The organism is Nonomuraea ceibae, from assembly GCF_019396325.1.
Taxonomy (GTDB): Bacteria; Actinomycetota; Actinomycetes; order Streptosporangiales; family Streptosporangiaceae; genus Nonomuraea; species Nonomuraea ceibae.
Genome location: NZ_JAHKRO010000030.1, coordinates 14,943 through 36,115, shown reverse-complemented (window position 1 = coordinate 36,115; position 21,173 = coordinate 14,943). Strand labels below are relative to the sequence as shown.

The 21,173-nt window shown below is 73.5% G+C and carries 16 protein-coding genes; 2 read left to right on the top strand and 14 right to left on the bottom strand.

The genetic code is table 11. The features are described 5' to 3' along the window. The first annotated feature begins 70 nt into the window (after positions 1 to 70). The gene (locus KME80_RS20405) at positions 71 to 1,231 is read left to right on the top strand and encodes a hypothetical protein (protein ID WP_219507423.1); all 1,161 of its coding nucleotides are present in this window, start codon (positions 71 to 73) and stop codon (positions 1,229 to 1,231) included. On the opposite strand, the gene KME80_RS20400 is transcribed toward KME80_RS20405, so the two are convergent. From KME80_RS20400 to KME80_RS20370, 7 genes are all read right to left on the bottom strand, one after another. Beyond that, positions 1,182 to 1,766, bottom strand: coding sequence for a GTP-binding protein (locus KME80_RS20400; RefSeq protein WP_219507421.1), 585 nt, complete (start codon positions 1,764 to 1,766; stop codon positions 1,182 to 1,184). The two genes, KME80_RS20405 and KME80_RS20400, sit on opposite strands and share 50 nt — an antisense overlap. Beyond that, positions 1,747 to 2,106 carry a DUF742 domain-containing protein gene (locus KME80_RS20395; protein ID WP_219507419.1) on the bottom strand — a complete coding sequence of 120 codons (360 nt, stop codon included), beginning with the start codon at positions 2,104 to 2,106 and terminating at the stop codon, positions 1,747 to 1,749. The genes KME80_RS20400 and KME80_RS20395 overlap by 20 nt, the downstream gene beginning before the upstream one ends. Then, positions 2,103 to 2,507, bottom strand: coding sequence for a roadblock/LC7 domain-containing protein (locus KME80_RS20390; protein WP_219507418.1), 405 nt, complete (start codon positions 2,505 to 2,507; stop codon positions 2,103 to 2,105). Before KME80_RS20390 ends, KME80_RS20395 begins: the two co-directional genes overlap by 4 nt. Then, positions 2,504 to 4,897 (bottom strand): sensor histidine kinase, encoded by a 2,394-nt coding sequence (locus KME80_RS20385; RefSeq protein ID WP_308125848.1) that lies wholly within the window; start codon positions 4,895 to 4,897, stop codon positions 2,504 to 2,506. The genes KME80_RS20390 and KME80_RS20385 overlap by 4 nt, the downstream gene beginning before the upstream one ends. 156 nt (positions 4,898 to 5,053) lie before the next feature. Next, positions 5,054 to 6,841: a prenyltransferase/squalene oxidase repeat-containing protein gene (locus tag KME80_RS20380; RefSeq protein WP_308125847.1), complete on the bottom strand. Its 1,788-nt coding sequence runs from the start codon at positions 6,839 to 6,841 to the stop codon at positions 5,054 to 5,056. Then, on the bottom strand, positions 6,838 to 7,716 hold the full coding sequence (locus tag KME80_RS20375; protein ID WP_219507416.1) for a terpene synthase family protein: 879 nt from the start codon (positions 7,714 to 7,716) through the stop codon (positions 6,838 to 6,840). Before KME80_RS20375 ends, KME80_RS20380 begins: the two co-directional genes overlap by 4 nt. After that, positions 7,713 to 9,065: a cytochrome P450 gene (locus KME80_RS20370; RefSeq protein ID WP_219507414.1), complete on the bottom strand. Its 1,353-nt coding sequence runs from the start codon at positions 9,063 to 9,065 to the stop codon at positions 7,713 to 7,715. Before KME80_RS20370 ends, KME80_RS20375 begins: the two co-directional genes overlap by 4 nt. 121 nt (positions 9,066 to 9,186) lie before the next feature. Here KME80_RS20370 and KME80_RS20365 point away from each other — a divergent pair, with 121 nt between their 5' ends. Further along, entirely contained in the window at positions 9,187 to 10,254 is a 1,068-nt protein-coding gene (locus KME80_RS20365; RefSeq protein WP_219507413.1) for a polyprenyl synthetase family protein, read from the top strand. A gap of 99 nt (positions 10,255 to 10,353) precedes the next feature. Here KME80_RS20365 and KME80_RS20360 read toward each other — a convergent pair whose 3' ends face one another. From KME80_RS20360 to KME80_RS20330, 7 genes are all read right to left on the bottom strand, one after another. After that, positions 10,354 to 11,283 carry an aldo/keto reductase gene (locus KME80_RS20360; protein WP_219507412.1) on the bottom strand — a complete coding sequence of 310 codons (930 nt, stop codon included), beginning with the start codon at positions 11,281 to 11,283 and terminating at the stop codon, positions 10,354 to 10,356. Positions 11,284 to 11,339: 56 nt separating this feature from the next. Further along, positions 11,340 to 13,091 carry a wax ester/triacylglycerol synthase domain-containing protein gene (locus tag KME80_RS20355; protein WP_219507411.1) on the bottom strand — a complete coding sequence of 584 codons (1,752 nt, stop codon included), beginning with the start codon at positions 13,089 to 13,091 and terminating at the stop codon, positions 11,340 to 11,342. 170 nt (positions 13,092 to 13,261) lie between these two features. Continuing rightward, on the bottom strand, positions 13,262 to 14,308 hold the full coding sequence (locus KME80_RS20350; RefSeq protein ID WP_219507410.1) for a sulfite oxidase: 1,047 nt from the start codon (positions 14,306 to 14,308) through the stop codon (positions 13,262 to 13,264). 203 nt (positions 14,309 to 14,511) lie between these two features. Beyond that, complete coding sequence (gene polX, locus KME80_RS20345; protein WP_219507409.1) at positions 14,512 to 16,194, bottom strand: DNA polymerase/3'-5' exonuclease PolX; 1,683 nt, start codon at positions 16,192 to 16,194, stop codon at positions 14,512 to 14,514. Between the two features lie 39 nt (positions 16,195 to 16,233). After that, the gene (locus tag KME80_RS20340; protein ID WP_219507408.1) at positions 16,234 to 17,130 is read right to left on the bottom strand and encodes a hypothetical protein; all 897 of its coding nucleotides are present in this window, start codon (positions 17,128 to 17,130) and stop codon (positions 16,234 to 16,236) included. 62 nt (positions 17,131 to 17,192) lie between these two features. Further along, complete coding sequence (locus KME80_RS20335) at positions 17,193 to 18,485, bottom strand: hypothetical protein (protein WP_219507407.1); 1,293 nt, start codon at positions 18,483 to 18,485, stop codon at positions 17,193 to 17,195. 3 nt (positions 18,486 to 18,488) lie between these two features. Then, entirely contained in the window at positions 18,489 to 21,107 is a 2,619-nt protein-coding gene (locus tag KME80_RS20330; protein WP_219507406.1) for a hypothetical protein, read from the bottom strand. Positions 21,108 to 21,173: the final 66 nt, after the last annotated feature.

Sequence of the window (21,173 nt, the reverse complement as noted above, 5' to 3'; positions counted from 1 at the left end):
GCCGCGGGCCCGGCACCCCCTCCGCCGGGCCCGCCTTCCCCCGCCGCCCCGGCCACGCCATGATCGTCGGGTGAGCAGACACGGGTACGACCCCTTCGGCAGCGACGAGGCGATGGCCGTCCAGGACCACCTGCACGGCCTGGCCGACCCGCTGCCCGTGCTGGTCCAGGTCCTGGAGGCGGTGCACGCCGAGGACAGCCTGATCCTGCCGGACGTCGCCGAGGCGGGCCTGGCCGCCGCCGGCGAGGTGGCCCTGCTCCTCGACCCGGCCCTCGACCCGTCGTTCCCGCGGCTGCCCGTCCCCGTGGACGACCGGCTCCGCACGACCGCGCTAGAGGTCATGGAGTCGCTCGTCCAGCCGTGGGACCGGCGCACCGGCGCGTGCTGCCTGTACGGCCTGTGGCGCGACCCGGACGGGGACGCGCACTACCGGCGGGCGCTGGAGCCGTACCTGCGGGCGCTGGCCGCCGGGGCGCGCACCTGCCTCGACCCGCCGCACGATCCCGGCTACTCCTGGACGGGCCTGCCGCCCCGCGACGCCCGCCGGGCACGAGCCGACGACGAGGATCGGCCGGGGCCCTTCGCCGGCAACGAGGGCCGGGCGGAGGCGGCGCGGCTGTCCGCGCTCGCCCACGCGCCCGCCGAGCAGGCGCTGGTGCGGCGGCTCGGCCTGCCCGCCCACGAGGCGCGCCGGCTCGCCGGGGCCTTCGTGCGGGCGGCCCGGACGCTGGCCGACGGCCTGCGGCACGACGCGGCGGCGCTCGGCGACGGCGCCCCGGCCGACGAGGGCCACCGCGTGCGCACTCTCGCCGACCTGGGCCCGCACCGGGTGCGGGCCCTGGCCGAGCTGCCGTGGCCGTACGCCGGGGCCTACGACGCCGCCTTCACCCGCCGCTTCCTCGCCACGGTCGAGGACGTCGGCCACCGGCTGGCCACGAAGGGACGCCTGCGCCCCAAGACGGTCGCCGAGGACCTGGCGCTGCGGCTCGTGGTGCACCACGCGGTCGAGCTCGCCCCGGTGTGCGAGCCGGAGCGGGCCGAGGCGGCGGCGGGCCCGGCCGGGCGGCTGTCAGGAGCCCTCGCCACCCCGCCGTCCGCCTACCGCCTGGCGCGCGTGCTGCCGCGGCTCGCGCACCTGAGGACGTTCCCGGAACCCGTACGGATCCCGCCGGACCGCTGGTTCAGCCCACCGGCTCGGCCCGCAGCCGGGCGGAGTGCTTCACCAGCGTGATGAGCACCTCCCGGCTGGAGTGCCGCCGCCGCGCGTCGCACAGGATGATCGGAACCGACGGGTCGAGCTGGAGCGCCAGCCGTACCTCGTCGACCTCGAACGTCGGCGCGCCGTCGAAGCAGTTGACCGCCACCACGAACGGCGTGCCGCGCCGCTCGAAGTAGTCGACCGACGGGAAGCAGTCGGCCAGCCGCCGCGTGTCGGCCAGGATGACCGCCCCGAGCGAACCCTCCGCCAGCTCGTCCCACACGAACCAGAACCGCTCCTGCCCGGGCGTGCCGAACAGGTAGAGGACGTACTCGTCGCCCAGCGTGATCCGGCCGAAGTCCATCGCGACCGTCGTCGTCCGCTTGGCCTCGACGCTCGACAGGTCGTCGACGCCGACGCCCCGGTCGGTCAGCACCTCCTCCGTGCGCAGCGGCCTGGTCTCGGAGACCGCGCCGACCAGCGTCGTCTTGCCCGCGCCGAACCCTCCGGCGATGAGGATCTTGATCGCCGTCGGCAGGCGCGGGCGGTCAGAGCGATCGAAGACCATCGAGCACCGCCCTGTACATCTTCATGTCACGCATGTCCACCTCGGATTGCGGTTCCTGGGCCGAGACGAGCTCCCTGTCGAACAGGTCGCCGAGCAGCACGCGGATGGTGCCCGCGGGCAGGTCAAGATGGGCGGCGATCTCCGCCACGGATTTCGGTTCGCGGCAGAGCCGGAGGATCGAGTGGTGCTCCGGGTCGAGCCCGGCCTCCGGCCCCGGCGGCGGCCCGACGGAGACCGCCATGGAGATCAGGTCGAACTTGCCGTGCACGGGCGCGGTGCGCCCGCGCGTCACCACGTACGGACGGACGATCTCGGGGTCGACCCAGTGCTCCTCGGTCACAGGTCGCTCCCGGCCCTGGCCCCGGACGTCAGGTACTGGCCGACGCGCGCCACCAGCATCGCCATCTCGTAGGCGACCAGGCCGATGTCGGCGCCCTGCCCGCACAGCACGGCCAGGCACGCCCGCTGCCCCGCCACGGTCACCACGAGAAACTGCGAACGCCATTCCACCACCGTCTGCTTGACCGGGCCGCCGCCCACGTGCTCGGAGACGCCCTTGGCCAGGCTCTGCAGGCCGGAGGCCACGGCCGACAGGTGCTCGCCGTCGGTCCGCTGCAGCCCGGCCGACGAGGCCATCAGCAGCCCGTCGGACGACAGCACGATCGCGTGCTCGGCGTCCTTCACGCGGCCGACCAGGTCGTCGAGAAGCCAGTTCAGGTCTGTGCCGGCACCCGGTGTCACGTATCGCCTCCTGCCCGCTCGTCCATGAGTTTGGCCGCCTCGGTCCTGCCGAGTCGGGTGCCCGACTGCAAAGATCCCATCCGCGCCCGGATCTCCTCCGGGGTCGGCTCGTCCTCGTCCCGCTCGGGCTCGGGCGGGGCGGCCGGGGCCTCCTCGCGCAGCGCCGGGGCCAGGTTCGCCTGCGGCACCCGCAGGGGGAGCCCGCCGGGCGTGAACCTCGCCGCCTCGCCGTCGCCTTCCGCGCTCCTGTCCGGTTGGGCGGTCGTGGTCGCCTCCCCTTCTGACGGCCCGGGGTCCGGCGGCTCGGCCTCCCGGGCGTCCTCCGGCGCCGCCGCCACCTTGAGCGGCCGCACGTTCTCCGTCGGCAGCGCCCGCACGTTCTCGCCGGGCAGCGGGCGGCCGGCGTCCGCGGGGGCGCGCCGCACGGCCGTGGCCGTGCCCGCGCCCTGACCCGCCGGGCCGGGCACTCCCGTCAGCGCCGCCGGGCGGCGGGGCAGGCTCGCCACCGGCTCGCCGCCGGGCTCCGGCCCCTCGCTCAGCTCCACCAGCTCCTGCGGCAGCAGCACCACCACCGTGGTGCCGCCGTACGGCGACGGCTTGAGCACCACCTGGATGTCGTGCCGCTCGGCCAGCCGGCTCACCACGTACAGCCCGAGCCGCGCCGTGCCCGTGATCCGGAACTCCGGCGGGTCGGCGATCCGCTCGTTGGCCGCCGCCAGGTCCTCGGGCTTCATGCCCAGCCCGCGGTCCTCGATCTCGACCACGTACCCGTTGGCCACCATCTGCCCGCTCACCTGCACGCTCGTGTACGGCGGCGAGAACGACACGGCGTTCTCGATGAGCTCGGCCAGCAGGTGGATGACGTCACCCACGGCCCGGCCGACGAGCACCACGTCGCCCATCGGCATGAGCGTGACCCGCGTGTAGTCCTCGACCTCGGCCAGCGCGCCGCGCACCACGTCGACCATCGGCACCGAGCGCCGCCAGGTGCGGGCGGGGGAGGAGCCGGACAGCACGATGAGGTTCTCGGCGTTGCGCCGCATGCGGATGGCCAGGTGGTCCAGCCGGAAGAGCTCCTTCAGCTCCTCGGGGTCGGTCTCGCGGCGCTCCATCACGTCCAGCACGGTGAGCTGCCGGTGCACCAGACCCTGCGTGCGGCGGGCCAGGCTGAGCAGGATGTCGCGGATGCTGCGCCGCAGCTCCGCCTGCTCGGCGGCGACGCTCACCGCGGTGCGCTGCACCGTGTTGAACGCCTGTCCCACCTGCCCGATCTCGTCGTCGCCGAAGTCCAGATCGGGCACCTCACGGGAGACGTCCACGACCTCGCCGTGCCCGATCCGCTCGACCACGCCGGGCAGCCGCTCGTCCGACAGCTCGTGCGCGGCGTCGCGCAGCTTCTTGAGCTGGGCCAGCAGCGACCGCGTCGTGGTGATCGACAGCACGATCGAGGCCACGACGGCGACCAGGCCGAGCCCGCCGGCCAGCAGCAGGCGGGCGATGACGCCGACCGCGCCGGGGACGGCCCGCTCGACCAGCCGGTCACCGCCGTCGACGATGATCTTCTCGATGCCGGCGCGGGCCGGCTCGGCGGTCGCCTGCCACTCGGCGGCGGTGACCGGCGGCGGCCCGGCGTTGTCGATCTGCGTGACGAGCCGCTGTTCCAGCTCCTGCAGCCGCAGCGCGGGCTTGCTCCTGGTCCACGCCTCGTACGCGGCCAGGTCGGGCGCGGGCAGCTGCTCGGCGGCCTGCTCCAGGTTGTAGCGGTAGATGCCGGTGCCGCGCACGAACGCGGTGTACTCGGCGGGCGTGAACTGTCCGCGCGCCAGCACCCGCGCCACCATCGCGTCGGTGCGGGCCAGGCTCTCGCTGGCCCGGCTGAGCGCCAGCATGGTCCGGGCGTCCTTGGCGATCTCCTTGTCGTCGAGCGAGGCCACCGAGTCGAACATGTCGTAGAGCGAGTCGATGATGTGGTCGTACGCGCTCGCCGCCGTCATGCGGCCGGGCCCGGCCGCGTCGATGGCCTTGCGCGTGGCGGGGAGCTTGGCGACGCTCGTGAGCGCCTCGTTCAGGCGGCCGGTCAGCACGTCGTCGGCCGCGAGCTGCACCAGGGTGCCGCCCGCGCTCTCCCGCAGGGCGGCGCCGGCGGCGTCGGTCCTGGCCCGCTGCTCGCGCAGGGCCTGGCCGGGCAGGGGGCCGCCCGTGCCGATGCCGGCCATCGTCAGGCGGCGCTCGCGCTGGAGCTCGGCCAGCAGCCGTTCGCTGGGCTGCACCGCCTCGCTGTCGACCGTGGTGGCGCCGACCAGGTTCACGCCTTCGCGCAGCGTCACCCATGCGGCGAACGCCCACAGCGCGACCAGGGACACCAGCAGTGCTGTCACCTTTGTTCGCACGCGCGTATTGCGCAAACGCATATAAGCCATCCAGGTAAGGGGATTGCGTCAAACTGGAAGTCAAGCTATAGAGCGATATTTCCGACATCCAGTGCCGGGCTTACCTTAGCAATGGCTCAAACCCACCTCAAGCCGGGTACCTGCCCGTTAATAGCGTTACGTCCGAATTTGTCCTGTCTTCGCCTTGGTCTCGCACAGGTGTAACGCGGCCAGGATCGCGGACCGTACGATCGCGAACGGCGTGTAAAGGTCCTTGTCATGCCATAACGGCGGATGCTCCGAAATATCCGCTACCGTGCGCAAATACCGATATCCACGGTCGACGGCAGACTCGTACTGCTCGTCCAGTTCCTTGTCGCACGCGAGCAGCGCCTGCAGCGCGTACGCGGTCTCCTCCAGCGTGCCCTCCCAGCGGCCCCACGACCCGTCCGGCCGCTGCGCGGACAGCACCCACGCGCGAGCCCGCCGGATCGCCTCCGCCCGCCCCGGCCCGCCGTACTCGCCGAGCGCCAGCACGCAGCTCAGCGTCGCGTAGAACGGAGAGGCGTGCCAGCGGTCGTCCCAGCTCCCGTCGGGCTGCTGCCGGTCGGCCAGCAGCGCCGACAGCCTGCGCACCACCGGCGCGTACGCCCGCGCGCGGTCCGGGCGGCGCGCCGCGTACGCCCCGAACGCGTCCAGGACGTGCGCGTTCACGCTCACGGAGAAGCCGTCCTCGCCCTGCCAGGTGCAGAAGTGCGTGCCCACGTCGAACTCCAGCAGGCTCGCCGGATCGTGCGGCTGCCCCACCAGCGCCAGCGCGTACAGCGCCACGGACGTCGTGTCGGCGTCCGCCGGAAGCCCCGGACCGGCCGGCGTGCCCGCCGGGCCGATCGCCGCCCGCAGGTCCGCCACCATCTCCGGCGGCGCCGTCACCGGCACCCCCGCCCTGATCAGCCAGCTCAGCACCCATCCGCGCTCGAACACGGTGATCGGGAACCCCACCGGCACCGGCCCCCCGTACCGGCTGACCACGGCCTCCAGGTGCGCCCGGACCACTTCCCCCTGCCCCCCGTCCGCACCGGGGACGGGGCTGCCGTCGAAGGAGGACGACCCCCGGGAGGCGGTCCCACCGGACCCCTCCGGAACGTGGAGGTCCGCCGGTCCGGCCAGGAGGAGCGGCCCCGCCACCGTCGCCGGCCCCGTCGGGACCGGGCGCGCCGGGGCGTCGAGCAGGGCGGTCCTTCCCGCCGGCCCGCGGCCCGCGAGCGCGTCGGCGGGCTCGCCGGAGCGCGTGCCCGGACGCGGGTCCGGACGCAGGTCCGGATGCGGCTCCGTACGCGGGTCCGGAGGTACGGCGCCGAGCCAGGCGGCGGTGGCGGCGGGGGAGGCGCCGACGGTGCCGATGGGGGTCGGCCGCACCGCGTGCGCGTTGCCCGCCGCGGGCCCCGCCACCTCCAGCGCGTGCAGCAGCTTCTCCGGCAGCGCGGCCCCGGACCGGACCACGTGCCGGAGCCGTTCGACCCGCGCGAAGTCCATCCCGTCGGGCAGCGGCAGCGGCGCCCCCACCGCGTGCGCGTTGATGAGCGCGACCAGCGACGGCACGATCAGCTCCACCGCCGGCATGTCGGGCAGCTCCACCGGCCCGGCCAGCCACGGCCGCAGCACCCGCAGCCCGCGCCCGGCCGCCTCCCGCAGCTCGGCGGCACCGGCCTCGAAGGCGCCGCCCGCCGACAGCAGCGCCTCCGTGGCGCTCAGCGTCGGCACCAGCCCGTACCCGTCGGGCGCCCCCCACGACCCGTCAGGAAGCTGCCGCTCCAGCAGGTACGCGACCCGTTCGCGGTGCCCGGTGAGCCACGGCGCGAGCGTGACGAGGCGGCCCGTCTCGTAGATGGACGCCGACACCTGACCCCACGGCAGCGCCATCAGCGTGGAGACCAGAGCCTGAGCCTCGCGGGTGACGTTCACAGCGCCCCCCAGAAGTCCGCCAGTCCGTAGAAGCCCGTGTTGAACGTCAACTGTCGCTCCAGATAGAGGGCGGTACGCGGCGCGGTGTCGCGCAGCGGCTCGATGAGGGCGACGGCGCGCTGCGACAGCTCGGCCATCCGGGCCGTCACCTCGGCGGGTGCGGCGCCGAGCGTGAGCGCGTTCACGTCGCCCCAGCCGGCTTCGCGGTCGCGGGTGGCGAGGTCGTTCAGCAGCCGCAGGTAGCGCTGCACCTCGTCGCCGACGGCGCGGACGCGGTCGAGGTTGGCGAGCGTCCACGGGTCGCCGGTGGCGTTCCAGTGCGCGAGGTTGACGAACGAGGAGCCGGTGCTGTCGGCGTTGTCCAGGTACGTCGCCAGGTCCGGCCGGTCGCCGGTGCGCCAGTCCCATTCGCGGGACATGGCGGCCAGCATGCGTCCGAGCTGGTCGCGCCAGGCGGGGGAGCCGGCCTCGTCGCGCAGCTCGGCGAGGAAGTGGGTGGCGGGGGTGCGCGGTTCGGCGCCGTCGGCCACGGCCAGGCAGGCGCCGACGAGGTCGGCCACCTCGTCGCGGGAGGTGGCGACGTGGTCGATGAGCAGGTCCACCGCGAACACCCACAGCGCCGCCCGGTTGACCGCGCGCAGCTCGCGGGCCGTCGCCCAGGGCGAGCCGAACGCGCCCACGAGCGCCAGCGAGTGGTAGAACCCGGCGTCGAACGGCTTGGCGGGGAACAGTTCGGGGTGCCGCCCGGCGTCGCGGGCCAGCTCGCGGGCGCACTCGACGGCCAGCGCGCACGTCCGCCCCAGCTCCGCGCCGCCGACGGCGGGCATCGACCCGTCGATCCCGCTCGTCCGGCCGGTCCCGCTGTCCGCGATCATGACCGTGCCGCCGGGACGAGCGTCATCGTCAGCCCCGCCGTGGGCCGCAGCGTCGAGGCCAGCCGGGGCGCCACCGGCCCGGGCGTGTGCAGCACCGGCCGGTACGAGCGCAGGATCCCGGCGAGCAGCAGTTGCGCCTCCATCATGAACAGGTGCGGCCCCACGCACGAGTGCGGCCCGGCCGCGAACGGGAAGTACGCGTACCGCGACCGCCGTCTCTCGTTCCCCGGCGCGAACCGCTCGGGGTCGAACTCCAGCGGGCGCTCCCACACCTGCGGCAGCCGCTGCGTCAGGAACGGGCTCAGCACCACCGTGGCGCCCGCCTCGATCGCCACGCCGTCGATCACGTCGTCCGCGAGCGCCTTGCGCGGCAGGATCCAGCCCGGCGGGTACAGCCGCAGCAGCTCGCTGAGGAACATCCGCAGGTACGTCAGCGCGGGCAGGTGGCCGACCGTGACCGGGCCGTCGCCGACGACCCGGGTGATCTCCTCGTACACCTTGGCCGCGATCTCCGGATGGGCGTCGAGCACCGGCCACACCCAGGTCAGCGCCGTGGCGGCGGTCTCGGTGGCGGCGCCGTGGATGGCCACCATGTCGTCGCGCACCCGCCGGTCGCCCTTGTCGGCGTACGGGGCCCGGCACAGTGCCGAGACGACGTCGCCCGCGCTGTCACCGCTGCCCTCGCGCTGCCGAGCGTGCTCGATGCGCGGGTACACGACCTCGTCGATGGTCGCCACGGCCCGGCCGAACGCCCGGTCACCGGGCATCGGACAGCGCTGCGGCACCGACGGCAGCACGAGCCTGATGGCCCGCGCCGTCACGCCGGTGTCGTAGGCCGGGGCCAGCCGGTCGATGTCCGCGCCGGAGATCGACTCGCCGAAGAACAGCCGCACGGTCGTCGCGTGCACGATCGCGGACATGGCCGCCGCCACGTCGAACGGCCGCCCCGGCGTCAGCGTCCCGTCCACCAGCTCGGCGATGATCGCGGCCATCCGCTCGCCGAGCCCTTCGAGCTGCCGGGCGGTGAACAGCGGCTGCACGATGCGCCTGCTCTCCGCCCAGTCGGGGCCGTCTGACAGGATGCCCTTGCCGATCAGCGGCGCCAGCGGGTCCCAGAACATGCCCTCGCGCACGTAGTTGGGCTGGTTGCCGCGTAACACGTGCTGGACGTGATCGGGATGGGTGATCAGGTATGGCTGGAACGGTCCCATGTTCAGACGGACCAGCTCGCCGCCCGCCCGGGCGCCGGCTTCCTCGAAGGCGTCGATGGGGGAGCGGTGGTGCCTGGCCAGCGCGCGGAGGAAGGGGAGGATCCTGGCTCGTCTGGCGGCTTCGGTCCCGGTGGACACGCGGCTCTCCTCCATGTCCGTCTCAGCTGTCGGACATCTCCTGACAAAAGTTAGTGATCAGGGTGGAGTATCACATGATGCTGCATATAGATTCAAGATCGTACGTTGGGTAGGAGATGTCATGACCGTCGGCCAGTCCGCGGCCCCCGGCCCCGCCGGCGACGCGATCGCCCGCTGCCGCCGGCTGCTGGAGCCCGCGCTGCGGGAGGCCGTGTCGGGCCTGCATCCGTGGGGCGCCAGGATGGCCGCGTTCACGCTCGGCTGGTCCGACGTGGACGGGCGACCGGCCGACGGTGACGGCGGCAAGCACCTGCGGCCCGCCATCGCGATGCTCGCGGCCGAGGCCGCCGGCGCGCCGCTGGAGGCCGGGCTGCCGGGCGCGGTCGCGGTGGAGCTCGTGCACGCGTTCTCGCTGGTGCACGACGACATCATGGACGCCGACGAGCGGCGCAGGCACCGCCAGGCGCTGTGGAAGGCGTACGGCGTGGGGCCCGCGCTGCTGACCGGCGACGCGCTGCTCGCGCTGGCCGTCGCCCGGCTGGCGGGGACCGGCGAGCCCATGCGCCACCTGTCCAGGGCGCTGGTCGAGCTCGTCCAGGGGCAGACGCGCGACCTGGCCTTCGAGAGCCGCCCCTGGCTCGGCCGCGACGCCGTCACCGTCGCCGAGTACGAGGTGATGGCCGCAGGCAAGACCGGAAGCCTGCTCGCCGCCGCCGCCGCGACCGGCGTCGCGCTCGGCGGCCGGCCCGAGCTCGCCGAAACCGCCTGGGACATGGGGTGCGCGTTCGGCGTCGCCTTCCAGATCTACGACGACGTGCTCGGCATCTGGGGCGACCCGGCCGTCACGGGCAAACCCATCCACAGCGACCTGCGGCGCGGCAAGAAGACGCTCCCCGTCCTGGCCGTCCTGTCCGCGGGCAGCCCGCCGGCCGCCGAGCTGGCCGCCGCCCTCGACGCCGCCGCCCTGGACGGCCCCGCCTCGGGTGACCCCGCGCCGGGCCACGCGGCCCCGGACGACGACGCCGTACGGCACGCCGCCCGGCTCGTCGAGCACGCCGGAGGCAGGCGGGCGGCCCTCGACCTGGCCGCCCGGCACGCCGCCTCGGCCCTGGAGCTCATGGACGCCTGCCTCCCCGGCGACACCGCCCTGCGCGCCCTCTGCCTCACGCTCGTCGACCGCATCCGCTGACCCGGGCGAGGCCGTACCGGCTGACTCCCGCCGAACCCCGTCGGACCTCGCCGAACCCCGTTGAACTCGCTGAACCTCCCCCCGGATGCGGCGGAACCGTCAGGGGCGGGAGGCCTCGTCGAGGAGGGCGAGCTCGTCGTCCGACAGCGTCAGCTCCGCCGCCGCCAGCAGCGGCCCGAGCTGCGTGAGGTCACGCCCGCTGGTGATCGCCGAGGTGATCGTCGGCTGGGCGGCCAGCCACGCCAGCGCGACCGTGGCGGGCTTGACCCCGCGCTCGGCGGCCACCTTGGCCAGCGCCTCCAGCGTGCGCAGCCCGTACTCGAACTTCAGGTAGCGGGCCGCCTGGGCGGCGCGCGGGCTGTCGACGGTGACGCCCGGCGCGTACTTGCCCGTCAGGAAGCCGCGCGCCAGCCCGAAGTACGGCGTGCTGGACAGCCCCTCGCGCTCCACGACGTCACGCAGCTCGCCCTCGTAGCCGCGCTCCACCAGGTTGTACGGCTGCTGGAGGGCGACGTACGCCGGCAGGCCCTCCTCCCGCGCCACCTTCAGCGCCTCGGCGAGCCGGTCGGCGGCGTAGTTGGAGGCGCCGACGTGCCGCACCTTCCCCTCGGTGACCAGCTCGCCGAACGCGCCCAGCGACTCGGCCAGCGGCGTGTCGGTGTCGTCCACGTGCGCCCAGTAGAGGTCGATCCGGTCGGTGCGCAGGCGGCGCAGCGAGTTCTCCACGGCGGTGCGGATCGTGCGCGGGGCCAGGCCCTTCAGCCCCTCCAGCATGCCGACCTTGGTGGCGAGCACGAGCGTGTCACGGTTGCGGCGGGTGGCCATCCACTCGCCGATGAAGGACTCCGACGTGGACTCGCCGGTGACCCAGTACGGGTAGACGTCGGCGGTGTCGATGAAGTTGCCGCCGGCCTCGGTGTAGGCGTCGAGGATCGCGAACGAGGTCTCCTTGTCCGCCGTCCAGCCGAAGACGTTGGTGCCGAGCGCTATGGGGTGCACGGACAGGTCCGTGGTGCCGATCGATCTCATCTCGTCATTATCGGCACGTCCGGCCCGAAGATCGGGGAGCCGCGCGAGCCGCGGGGCTAGCCGGAGGCCGGGGCGGCGGCGTCGCTGTAGGCGTCGGCCTCGGCCGCCATGCCCTCCAGCAGCTCGTCCAGCGCCGCCCGCAGATGCCCGGCCAGGCTCCACACATCGGACATGCGCTCCGGGCACGCCACCACGCCGAAGTCGAGCATGCCGTCGTAGGAGAAGCACGTGATGCTGACGCCGCCCGTCATGTCCGTCAGCACCGACATCGGGTAGTACGACAGCACCCGCCCCCCGCACAGGTAGAGCGGGAACTGCGGGCCGGGGACGTTGCTGATGATCAGGTTGATCGGCGGGAACGCCACCGACGCCAGCCGGAAGATCGCCGGAGTCGCCAGGGCGGTGACCGGCGCGGGCAGCATCGAGCACAGCTCGTCCAGCCACCGCGCGGGCGCCACCGCGAACCGCCGCTTGGCCGCCGCCATCGCCGCCCCCACCTCGCGCAGCCGTACGCGGGCATCGGGCTCATGCGTGGGCAGTGGGGCGATCAGCGCGGAGATCTGGTTGCCGACCGCGTCCCGCGCCTCCGGCTCCCGCACCGCCACGGGCACAGCCGCGACCAGCGGCCCCTCGGGCAGCGCGTCCCGCTCCGACAGCCACGACCGCAGCGCCGACGTGCACAACGCCATGACCACGTCGTTCACGCTCAGACCGTGCGCGCGGGCGACGGTTTTCACGTCCTTGAGCGACACCGACCCGAACGCCAGCCGCCGTCCCGCGCTGATCGGGCCGTTGAACGGCGTCCGCGGCGCGATCACCCCCGGCCCCTCCGGCACCTCCGGCCGGGGCCGCCGATCACCCGCCAGCGCCCGCGCCGCCCTGGCCACCAGCCGCGCCCCGGGCAGCGCCCCGGCCAGCGGGATCACGTCCAGATCCGCGGCCGCCCGCACGAGCGCCCCCGCCGCCCGCACCGGCTGCCCCGCCACCCGCGCCACCGCCCCGGCCAGCATCCCCACCACCCCGGGCTCCCCCTCCCGCCCGTACGCGCCCGCGCCGCCGGCAGCCCCCGAAAGGCCAAGCCCCTCGCCGTCGACCGCGGCCTTGGGTTCGGAGCACGCCACGCCCCCGTCGGCACGGGCTTCCGTCGCGCGGCTGTCGGCATGGGGTGCCGGTGCGGTGCCGGGGGCGAGGTGCCCCGGCAGCGGGGACGCGTCCGAGCCGGTCGGCGCGGGGCCCTGATCGGCCGGGCCTCCCGGGGTCATGGACGCCGGCTCCCGGGCGGCGGACGCCGACCCCCGGCTGAGGGAGGTCGTGAGGCTGGTGGGCAGGGGGCCGTCGGGGGTCAGGTCGAGGAGGGCGGCCAGCGTTTCGGCGCCCGAGACGCCGTCGATGGCCGCGTGGTGGACCTTGGTGTAGACGCCGACGAGGCCACCGGCGAGCCCGTGGATGAGGTGCATCTCCCACAGCGGACGCGCCCGGTCCAGCCGCCGGGCGTGGATCCGCGCCACCGCCTCCGCGAGCTGCCGATCCCCGCCCGGAGCCGGGAGCGTCAGCTCGAACAGGTGCCGGTCGAGGTCGAGCTCCGCATCGGTGACCCAGTAGGGCCGGTCCAGCCCGAACGGCACCTCGGCCAGCCGCAGCCCCAGCGCCGGGGCGAGGTGGAGGCGCCGCCGCAGGAGGTCGGCGAGCGCCTGCCGGTTGAGCCGCCCGCCGGCGGGGTCCACGATCGCCAGCCCCGCCACGTGCGCGGCGGTCGTCGCGGACTCGACGTTGAGGAACTGCGCGTCGAGCGCGGTCAGCTGGCGCATCTGCTCTCCTTTTCCCCAGCGACTTCCCCAGCGAGTTCCCCAGCGATGAAGCCGACGATCGCACAGAAGAATTTCCCGGACGTTTCCGCGAAAGTCTTACAGATGAATTCGGCGGCCCCGTGCGGCCCATTCGCTGATTGGCCAGCTCAGCGCGCTTCCGTGACATTTCCCTAACCGAGGACCACCTGCACCGGATGCCGCACGACGGCGCCGAACCCGTAGCCCTGCGGATGCCACGGCGCCTCCATCGGCTGGGTCGCGCCGGTCTCGTCCGTCGCCCTGGCCATCAGCACGTGCCGTCCGGGCCGGTTCGGCGCCCACTCCACGTGCCAGGGCAGCCAGGCTCTGACCAGGTGGTGGCCGTGGTGTTCGGCGGTGCGCCAGGTGGCGCCGCCGTCGACGCTGACCTCCACCCGGACGACGCGGCCGTGCCCGGACCACGACCTGCCGTGGAGCACGAGCGGCAGGCCCGCCGGCAGCGTCGCGTCCCAGGGGAGTTCGAACGCGCTCTTCACGGGGAGTTCGGTGACGTCGCGGTAGAACTCGGTGTTCCACGGCGTGAATATCGGCCGGGTGAGAACTTCGATGTCGCCCAGCCACTTGATGGACGCTATTCCCGCCCATCCCGGCACCACCAGGCGCACCGGAAATCCGTGGTCGTGCGGGAGGGGCTCGCCATTCATCTCGTACGCGACGAGGACGTCGTCCATCGCCTTGTCCGCGGGCAGCGGCCGGCGCACCCGGCCGTAGTGCTCGAACGGCGCGTCGAGTCCCTGGGCGAGCACGTCCACGGCCTCGCGCCGGATGCCGGATGCCTTCAGCAGGTCGCGCAGCGGCACTCCCCGCCACCGCGCCACCCCGACGGCGCCGAGGCCCCACGGGGTCCCCGGCGCGGGCTCGCCCTGCTGCGTCTCGTAGAAGCGCCGCCCGTTGCCCGCGCACTCGATGGCGGCGTCGATCGTGCGCGACGGCATGGCGAGCAGGTCGTCGTAGGAGTAGCCGGCCGCCTGCCGCAGCCCTTCGCCGTGCACCCGCAGCCGCCAGGTGGCCGCGTCGATGATCGGCGTGTAGGTGTGGTTGCGTACGAAGAACCGGTCGGTGGGCGTGTGGTAGCCCTGGCCCGCCATGCCCTCCCAGCGCATCTCCGCGCCGCTGTCGCGCAGCACGAACAGGCTTGCCGGCACCGGCTTCACCATCGTCACCAGCGAATGCGCCATGCCTGACCTCCCGCCTTTCCCCAGCAACATTTCCTACCTGTTAACCATGTAATCGGCCGCAGCGCAAGCCACGCCCTCCTCCTCCGATCGATTTCCCCTTCACCGATCCATGCCCAACGGTGACAATGGGTAACATCCCGCCCCTCCCCGGGCGGCCCGGGGGAGGACGGTGGCGTGAGGCAGGCAGGCCCAGGGCCGCCCGGTCAGCGGCCGAGGAAGGCGAGCAGCCGGTCGAGCGGCCAGGCGTTGATCACGTCGTCGGCGGTGAGCCAGGCGCGCTGCGCGATGCCCACGCCGAACCGCTGGTGCGCCAGGTGCGGGATGGCGTGCGAGTCGCTGTCGACGGAGAACTTGACCCCGTGGTGCTTGGCCAGCCGCACCAGGTCGGAGGGCAGGTCGGAGCGGTCGGGGTAGGAGTCGATCTCCATGGCGGTGCCGGTGCGCGCCGCCGCGCGGAAGATCGCGTCCCAGTCGGCGTCGACCGGCTCCCGCTTGCCGATCTTGCGGGTGGTGGGGTGGCCGATGATGTCCACGTACGGGTTCTCGCAGGCGGCGATGAAGCGCCGGGTCATCTCGTCGCGCGGCATCGAGAAGTGGGAGTGAACCGACGCCACGCACACGTCGAACGTGCGCAGCACCTCGCCCGGCCAGTCGACCGACCCGTCGGGCGCGATGTTGAGCTCGGTGCCGTGCAGGATGCGCATGCCGGGATGGCGCGGCTGCAACGCGGCGACGCGCTCGCGCTGCTCCAGCGCCTTGTCGAGGGTCATGCGCTGCATGGCCAGGTCGGGGGCGTGGTCGGTGACGGCGTAGTAGGAGTAGCCCCGGGCGGCGCCGGCGGCCACCATGTCCTCCAGCGAGGCGATGCCGTCGGTCAGGTCGGTGTGCGTGTGGAGGTCGCCGCGCAGGTCGGCCAGCTGGAGCAGTGCGGGCAACTCGCCGCGGAGCGCGGCCTGCACCTCGCCGCCGTCCTCGCGCATCGGCGGCGGCACGAACTGCATGCCGAGCGCCGCGTAGATCTCCTCCTCGGACTCGGCGGCGATCACCCGCTCACCGTCGAACAGCCCGTATTCGGACAGCTTCCAGCCCTTCTTCACCGCCATCTCCCGGATGGCCACGTTGTGCTCCTTCGAGCCGGTGAAGTACTGCATCGCGGCGCCCCACGAGCCCGCGGGCACCACCTGCAGGTCGACCTGCATGCCGGAGGTGGTGCGCACGGACGTCTTCTTGTCGCCGGCCGCGATGACCTCGGCCACGTACGGCTGGGCGCGGAAGGCCGTCATGATCGACTCGTCGGCCACGGCCAGGATGTCGATGTCGCCGATCGTGTCCTTCATCCGGCGCAGCGAGCCCGCGTAGCCGATGCGCTCGGCCTCCAGCGAGCCCATGACCTGCTCGGCCAGCGCCATCGCGACGCCGATGTGGACGCGGCGGCCCGACTGCTCCAGCTGCTCGATGCCCTTGGCGAGGTTGGCCAGCGTCTTGGGGCCGAGGCCCTTGACCCCGTCGAGGCGGCCGGCGGCGATCGCCTCGCCGAGCGCGACGGGCGAGTCGATGCCGAAGTCCTCGAACAGCATGATCGCGGTCTTGGGCCCGAGCGAAGGCACCCGGGTCAGCCGCCGCACCCCGTCGGGCACCCGCCCGCGCAGGTCGTCGAGCTGCCGGAAGCTCCCGCGCTGCAGGAACTCCTCCATCTTCTTGGCGATCGCCTCGCCCACGCCGGGGACGGCGCGCACGTCGACGGCGGCGATGTCGTCGGGGTAGCCGGCGATCGCCTTGGCCGCCTTCTGATAACTGCGCACCCGGAACGCGTCGCCCCCGGTGAGCGCGAACAGCTCCGCGTATTCCTGGAGGGCGGCCGCAGCCTCCTCGTTTGCCCGTGCCATGGCCCCAAGCTTAGAAGCCCGCACCGACAGTCCCGGAGGTCAGCTGCGCCCGTTGCGCCGCAGCACGTCGACGGCCCGCACGGTGGCGGCGCCGCGCCACTCCAGCGCCCCCGCCGGGGAGATCCGGGCGTAGTCGACGCTCCACCCGCCGTCGTCCTGCTGCCCGGCCGCCAGCCGGTCCAGGTCGGCCGCGATCACCTCGGGCGCGAACAGCGTGCGGGCCGGCCGGTCCGGGTACGGCGCGACGTCGAGCGGCCTGAGCACCTCCCCTTCGGCGCCGCCCGCCACCGGCAGCACGCCCTCGGCGGGGAAGTGCCCGCTCAGCCGCTCCAGCAGCCGCGCCGCCTCGCCGCGCAGCTCCGCCACGGACTCGTGCACGGCGTCCAGGAACTGCACCGCGAACGACAGCACGTACGCGTGCGGATCGGTGAGCTCCTCGATCGCCTCCAGGCAGTAGCCGGTCGCCCGCGCGAGCCACGGATGGGCGGCCACGGCCGGGTCGTGCGCGGCGACGCGGTACGCGGCGGCCGCCGACACGGCGGTGATCTGGAGCGAGGAGACGTCGTGGGGAGCGCCCGCCCACCACGGCGCGGTCGCCGCCGGGACGGCCAGCGGCAGCGCGAACGGCAGCCCGCCGTCGGGCAGCGTCACCGAGGCCAGCCAGTCGCACAGCGCCACCGCGTGCGGCGAGGTCGCGGGCGCGATCTCCGCGAACACCTCGAACGCGTGCAGCGCGGCCCCCGGCTGGCTCTCGGGTGAGCGCAGGTCCGGCTCCAGGCCCCACCCGTAGCCGCCGTCGGGATTGCGGTAGGCGTCCAGCGCGGCGAGCACGCCGGGCCGGTCGCCGCCGCCCCACAGCAAGTCGAAGCGGCGCCGGTCGAGAACTCTCGCGTGGCCGGCCATGAACGCGGCGGCCACGGAACGGTCGAAGGTCATACGGCCATCCTGCTACGCCGGCGACCTGCGGTCTTGTAGGTTCCGGCCAACCGGGGAGCGGGTCACGGCACGCGCCGGACGGGGGCGAAGAAGACGGGGTCGGCGCGGGCGACGGCGTGCGACATGAGCCCGCGCAGGAACAGGCCGTGACCGTGGGCGCGGCCGATGTCGTACTCGCCGTCGTGCCAGCCGCGCGCCGTGTTGCCGATGATCTCCGTCTTGCCGTGGTGATGGTTCTCCAGGTAGAAGCGGAAGAACGACACCGGCAGGCAGACCACCCCGAACCGCCCGTCCGGCCCGTACGCCTCCGACGCGACCCCCCGTGACTGGCCGGGCGCGGCCTTGGCGGCGCTGTCGGACCAGGTCACGTCGTCGAGCTTGACGTCCGCCCGGTCCGTCCACGCGGCCCCTCGCGGCACGGGCGAGGCCAGGCACTGGGCGTAGTGGCTGCGGTAGGCGGTGTAGACGTACGCGCGGGCGCGGCGGTTGAGCGTGGCCCACTGCCGCACGCCCTCCCACATCCGGGCCAGCTCGGGCAGCCGCTGCTGGTCGTTGTCGCCGAGGTTGACGTCGAAGGCGTTGATCTGCATCAGGTGCTCGGTGAAGAACGGCGCCCCGCTGATGTGGCGCATCAGCGCCACGATCCGGTCGCCGCTGTGGCTGTAGGCCGACAGCATCACGCCGCCCACCTTGCCGGACGGCGCCGGCCCGGACAGCAGGGCGGCCAGCGCCGCGTTCACCTCGGTCAGCGCGCCGAGCAGCCCGCCGGGCGTGGTCAGGTCGGACAGGTTGCCGCTCAGGTCGGCGATCGGGACGACGTAGGCCAGGTTCGGGTCGCGGGCGGTGACGGCCATGACGTGGTGGGCGACCGCCCGGAAGTCCGTCGACAGGTAGCGCGCGCCCAGCCGCACGTAGTACGCCACCCTGTCCGAGGGGTTCTTGCCGGTCCAGTACGGGCGGCTCTTCACGTAGCTGTCCAGGTAGGTCGGCGTGTGGAAGATGACGTGGAAGTTCAGCGGGCCCGTCATCGTGCCCTTGGCCAGCCGGTCGGCCAGCGCGCTCGGCAGCCACACGAAGAACAGCCTGGTGGTGCCCGTGTCGCGCTCCAGCGCGAACGCCCGCCCGGCCACCACGGCCCGGTTGGCCTCGCTGATCGAGGCCGAGCCGAACGGGACCGGCGCGTACGTGATGCCGTCGGCCATGCTCGCGTCGAGCACCTTCCAGCCGAACTTGCGCAGCTCGCCCCCGCCGAGCAGGGCGCGCGGCGCCGTCTCGGCGGCGCCGCCCGGCCCGGCCCGGAACGGCTCGCCGGGGTGGAGCTCCAGGACCCGGCGGCTGACGTCCCGCATCGCCATCGGTCAGGCGATCGTGGAGAGGTTGGACGTCACGGCGATGTCGGTGCCGGACGACGGCGTGTACTCGTGCCATTCGGCGATGAGCGCGCCCTTCTCACCCGGTTGCAGGATCGGCACCGGCGCCTGCGAGCCCCGGTGCGCGAAGTCGAGCCGGGCGACGGTGATGCGCGTGTTGTCGGGGATCGCGGTGACGACCTGGGCCTCCTGAACGCGCCGCTCGTCCTCGGAGTCGATGACGACCGGCAGCCCGACCACGAACCCGGCGCTGCTCGCCACCCTGATCGTCACCGGGGCCGCGCTGGGCGCCAGGTCCGCCGTCGTGGTGGTGAAGACGGCGTCCTGAAGGTGCACGGCCTCCTTGCCGGGGTTCGCCGGCGGGATGCCCGGATAGTTGCGGTCGTCGTACGCGGCGATCTCCCTGGCGATCGTCAGGTAGGGGCCGGGGACGGGCGCGCCGACCCCGCCGCCCTCGGCGAAGCGCATCCACCGCTCCTCCCAGCCCTTGCGGACGGTGAGCACGATCCGCGCGCTGCCCGCGCGCAGGAACGCCTGCCGGTTGGGGTCGGGATGGCGCAACTGCCGGATGAACGCCCAGCTCGGCGGCACGTCCCAGAAGTACGAGTAGAGGAACGTCACCACGTTCTCCCACTCGATCGCCTGGTTGATGAAGCGGATCAGGTCCTCGTGCTGGCGCAGCAGCGTCCACTGGTCCTGGCTCAGCCCGAGGCCGGGCCCGTCGAAGCCGATGCCGTGCTGGAGGTCGACGCCGGCGGCGACGAAGGCGGCCAGCACGTCGGCGGGCATGAAGTCGAAGTCGGTGCCGAGGACGAACCGCAACACGCTCTTCATGATCTCGTCGCTCTCCTCGCGGCGCAGCGTCAGCGTGTCGACGCTGGACAGCCGCTCCTCGATGGCGGCGATGCGCGCGGCGACCTCCTGCTGCTGGGCGAAGTAGCGGGCCTGGGCGGCGCCGTGCAGGGCGTTCCACACGTCGGCCCGCCACTGCTCGATCGTCTCCGGCATGAGCTCCCGGTGCACGGTCAGCCCGACGAACACCTGCTCGGCGTGGTGGAAGAAGAACGTGATCTTGTGTCGTCCGGTGAAGCCCGCCATGAACGGCCGGTCCGCGCCGACCGACATGATCCGGTGGTTGCGGATGATCAGCGCGCCGGTCTGCCCGTTCCAGCCGGGCTCGTGCCGGGCGCCGAGCACGTCGAAGTTCATCCGGTCGTCGGAGTCGTCCTTGCCGATCTGCGCGTCCAGGATGATCTCCCGCACGCGGGTGCCGCCGGGCACGTCGAACTCCAGGCCGAGGAAGAACCAGCCGCCGCCGGTGTCGGCCGTCGAGCTCGCCGTCAGCGGCGTGGGCGGCTCCGGATGCGGCCGGACGGTCACGCCGTGCCGGTCGGCGAGCCACTGGTACTTCGGCTTGCCCGTGGGCGACGGGTTGCCGTGCTCGTCCACGAGCTCGGTGGTCACGTCGGAGAGCTTCACGCCGAACGTGAACGGCCCCTGCTGGGCGCGCAGCGTCTCCAGCTCCGCGTACGCCCGCCGCATCGCCGCCCCCGGCTCCGGCACCGCGATGTCGTACGTGAGCCGCAGCCCGTAGCGGTAGAGCCGCACCCGCCACTTGCGCATCATGCTGAAGTAGTCGATCCGGATGGGCTCGCGGCCCGGGTTCTTCAGGACGCGCGTCGAGGTCGACGACGTGCCGGTGACGGTCGTGGTCGAGATCGTCACCTTGTGCTCGCGCCGCGACCGCGACGACGCCTTCTGCGTCGTGGACCGGGCGTGCTTGATGCTCTCGGTCGCCGACTCCGACTGCGACCCCTGCGAGGTGAACCCGGTGGTGCTCGACCCGGAGATGATCGGGATGCCGCCCTGGACCGTGCCGGTGATGTTGAACTGGTTGGAGTGCTGGCTCTGCGACGACGTCGACTGCGACAGGTCCGTGTTGTCCGTGACGCCGGTCTCGCTGACCTCCTCCAGCGCGTCGGTGACGATCGTGGTGAACTCCCGCGAGGTCACCGACCACTCCGTCTGGGTGACGGCGGTCTCCTCGCCGGGCGCCAGCGGCACGGTCGCCACGAGCTCGCCGCGCTGGATGCCGATCGGCACCATCTCGATCCGTTCGAGGTTGAGCAGGCCGATCGGCGGCGTGGCGGTGGCGGCGCGCAGCCCGCGCAGCGCGACGACCGCCGTGTTGAGCGCCTGCGCGGCCGGCCCGGCCTCGTCCGGGGAGCGCCGCTCCTCGGCCTCGCGCAGGCGTTCGGCGCGCAGCTCCACCAGCGTCTCGGCGAACGCCGCCAGCTGCCGGGCGGGAATCCGCGCCAGCGCCTCCGGGTCGGGCCTGAGCGAGGGCACCAGCGGCCGGGCGAACGCGCCGAGCAGGTCGAACGCGCCCGCCGACACGTTCACGGCGTCGTGGGCGCCGAGCCTGCGGCGGACCTCCTCCGCCTCGCCGGGCGCCAGCGCGAGCTGCCGGACCGCGCCCAGCTTGACCAGCCCGCCGCCCGGCTCGTCCTGAGGGACGTCGACCCGGACGGGAACGAGCGTGCCTTTGAGCACCTCACGCGCTGAGTTCTCGAGGATCGGCGCGGAATTGTCGGGTGATGACGGCATGACGAAACCCCCTTGCGGTTACGAGGGGGTTCGTGACGCGAGGCCCCAACAGTAGACGAGCCGGGG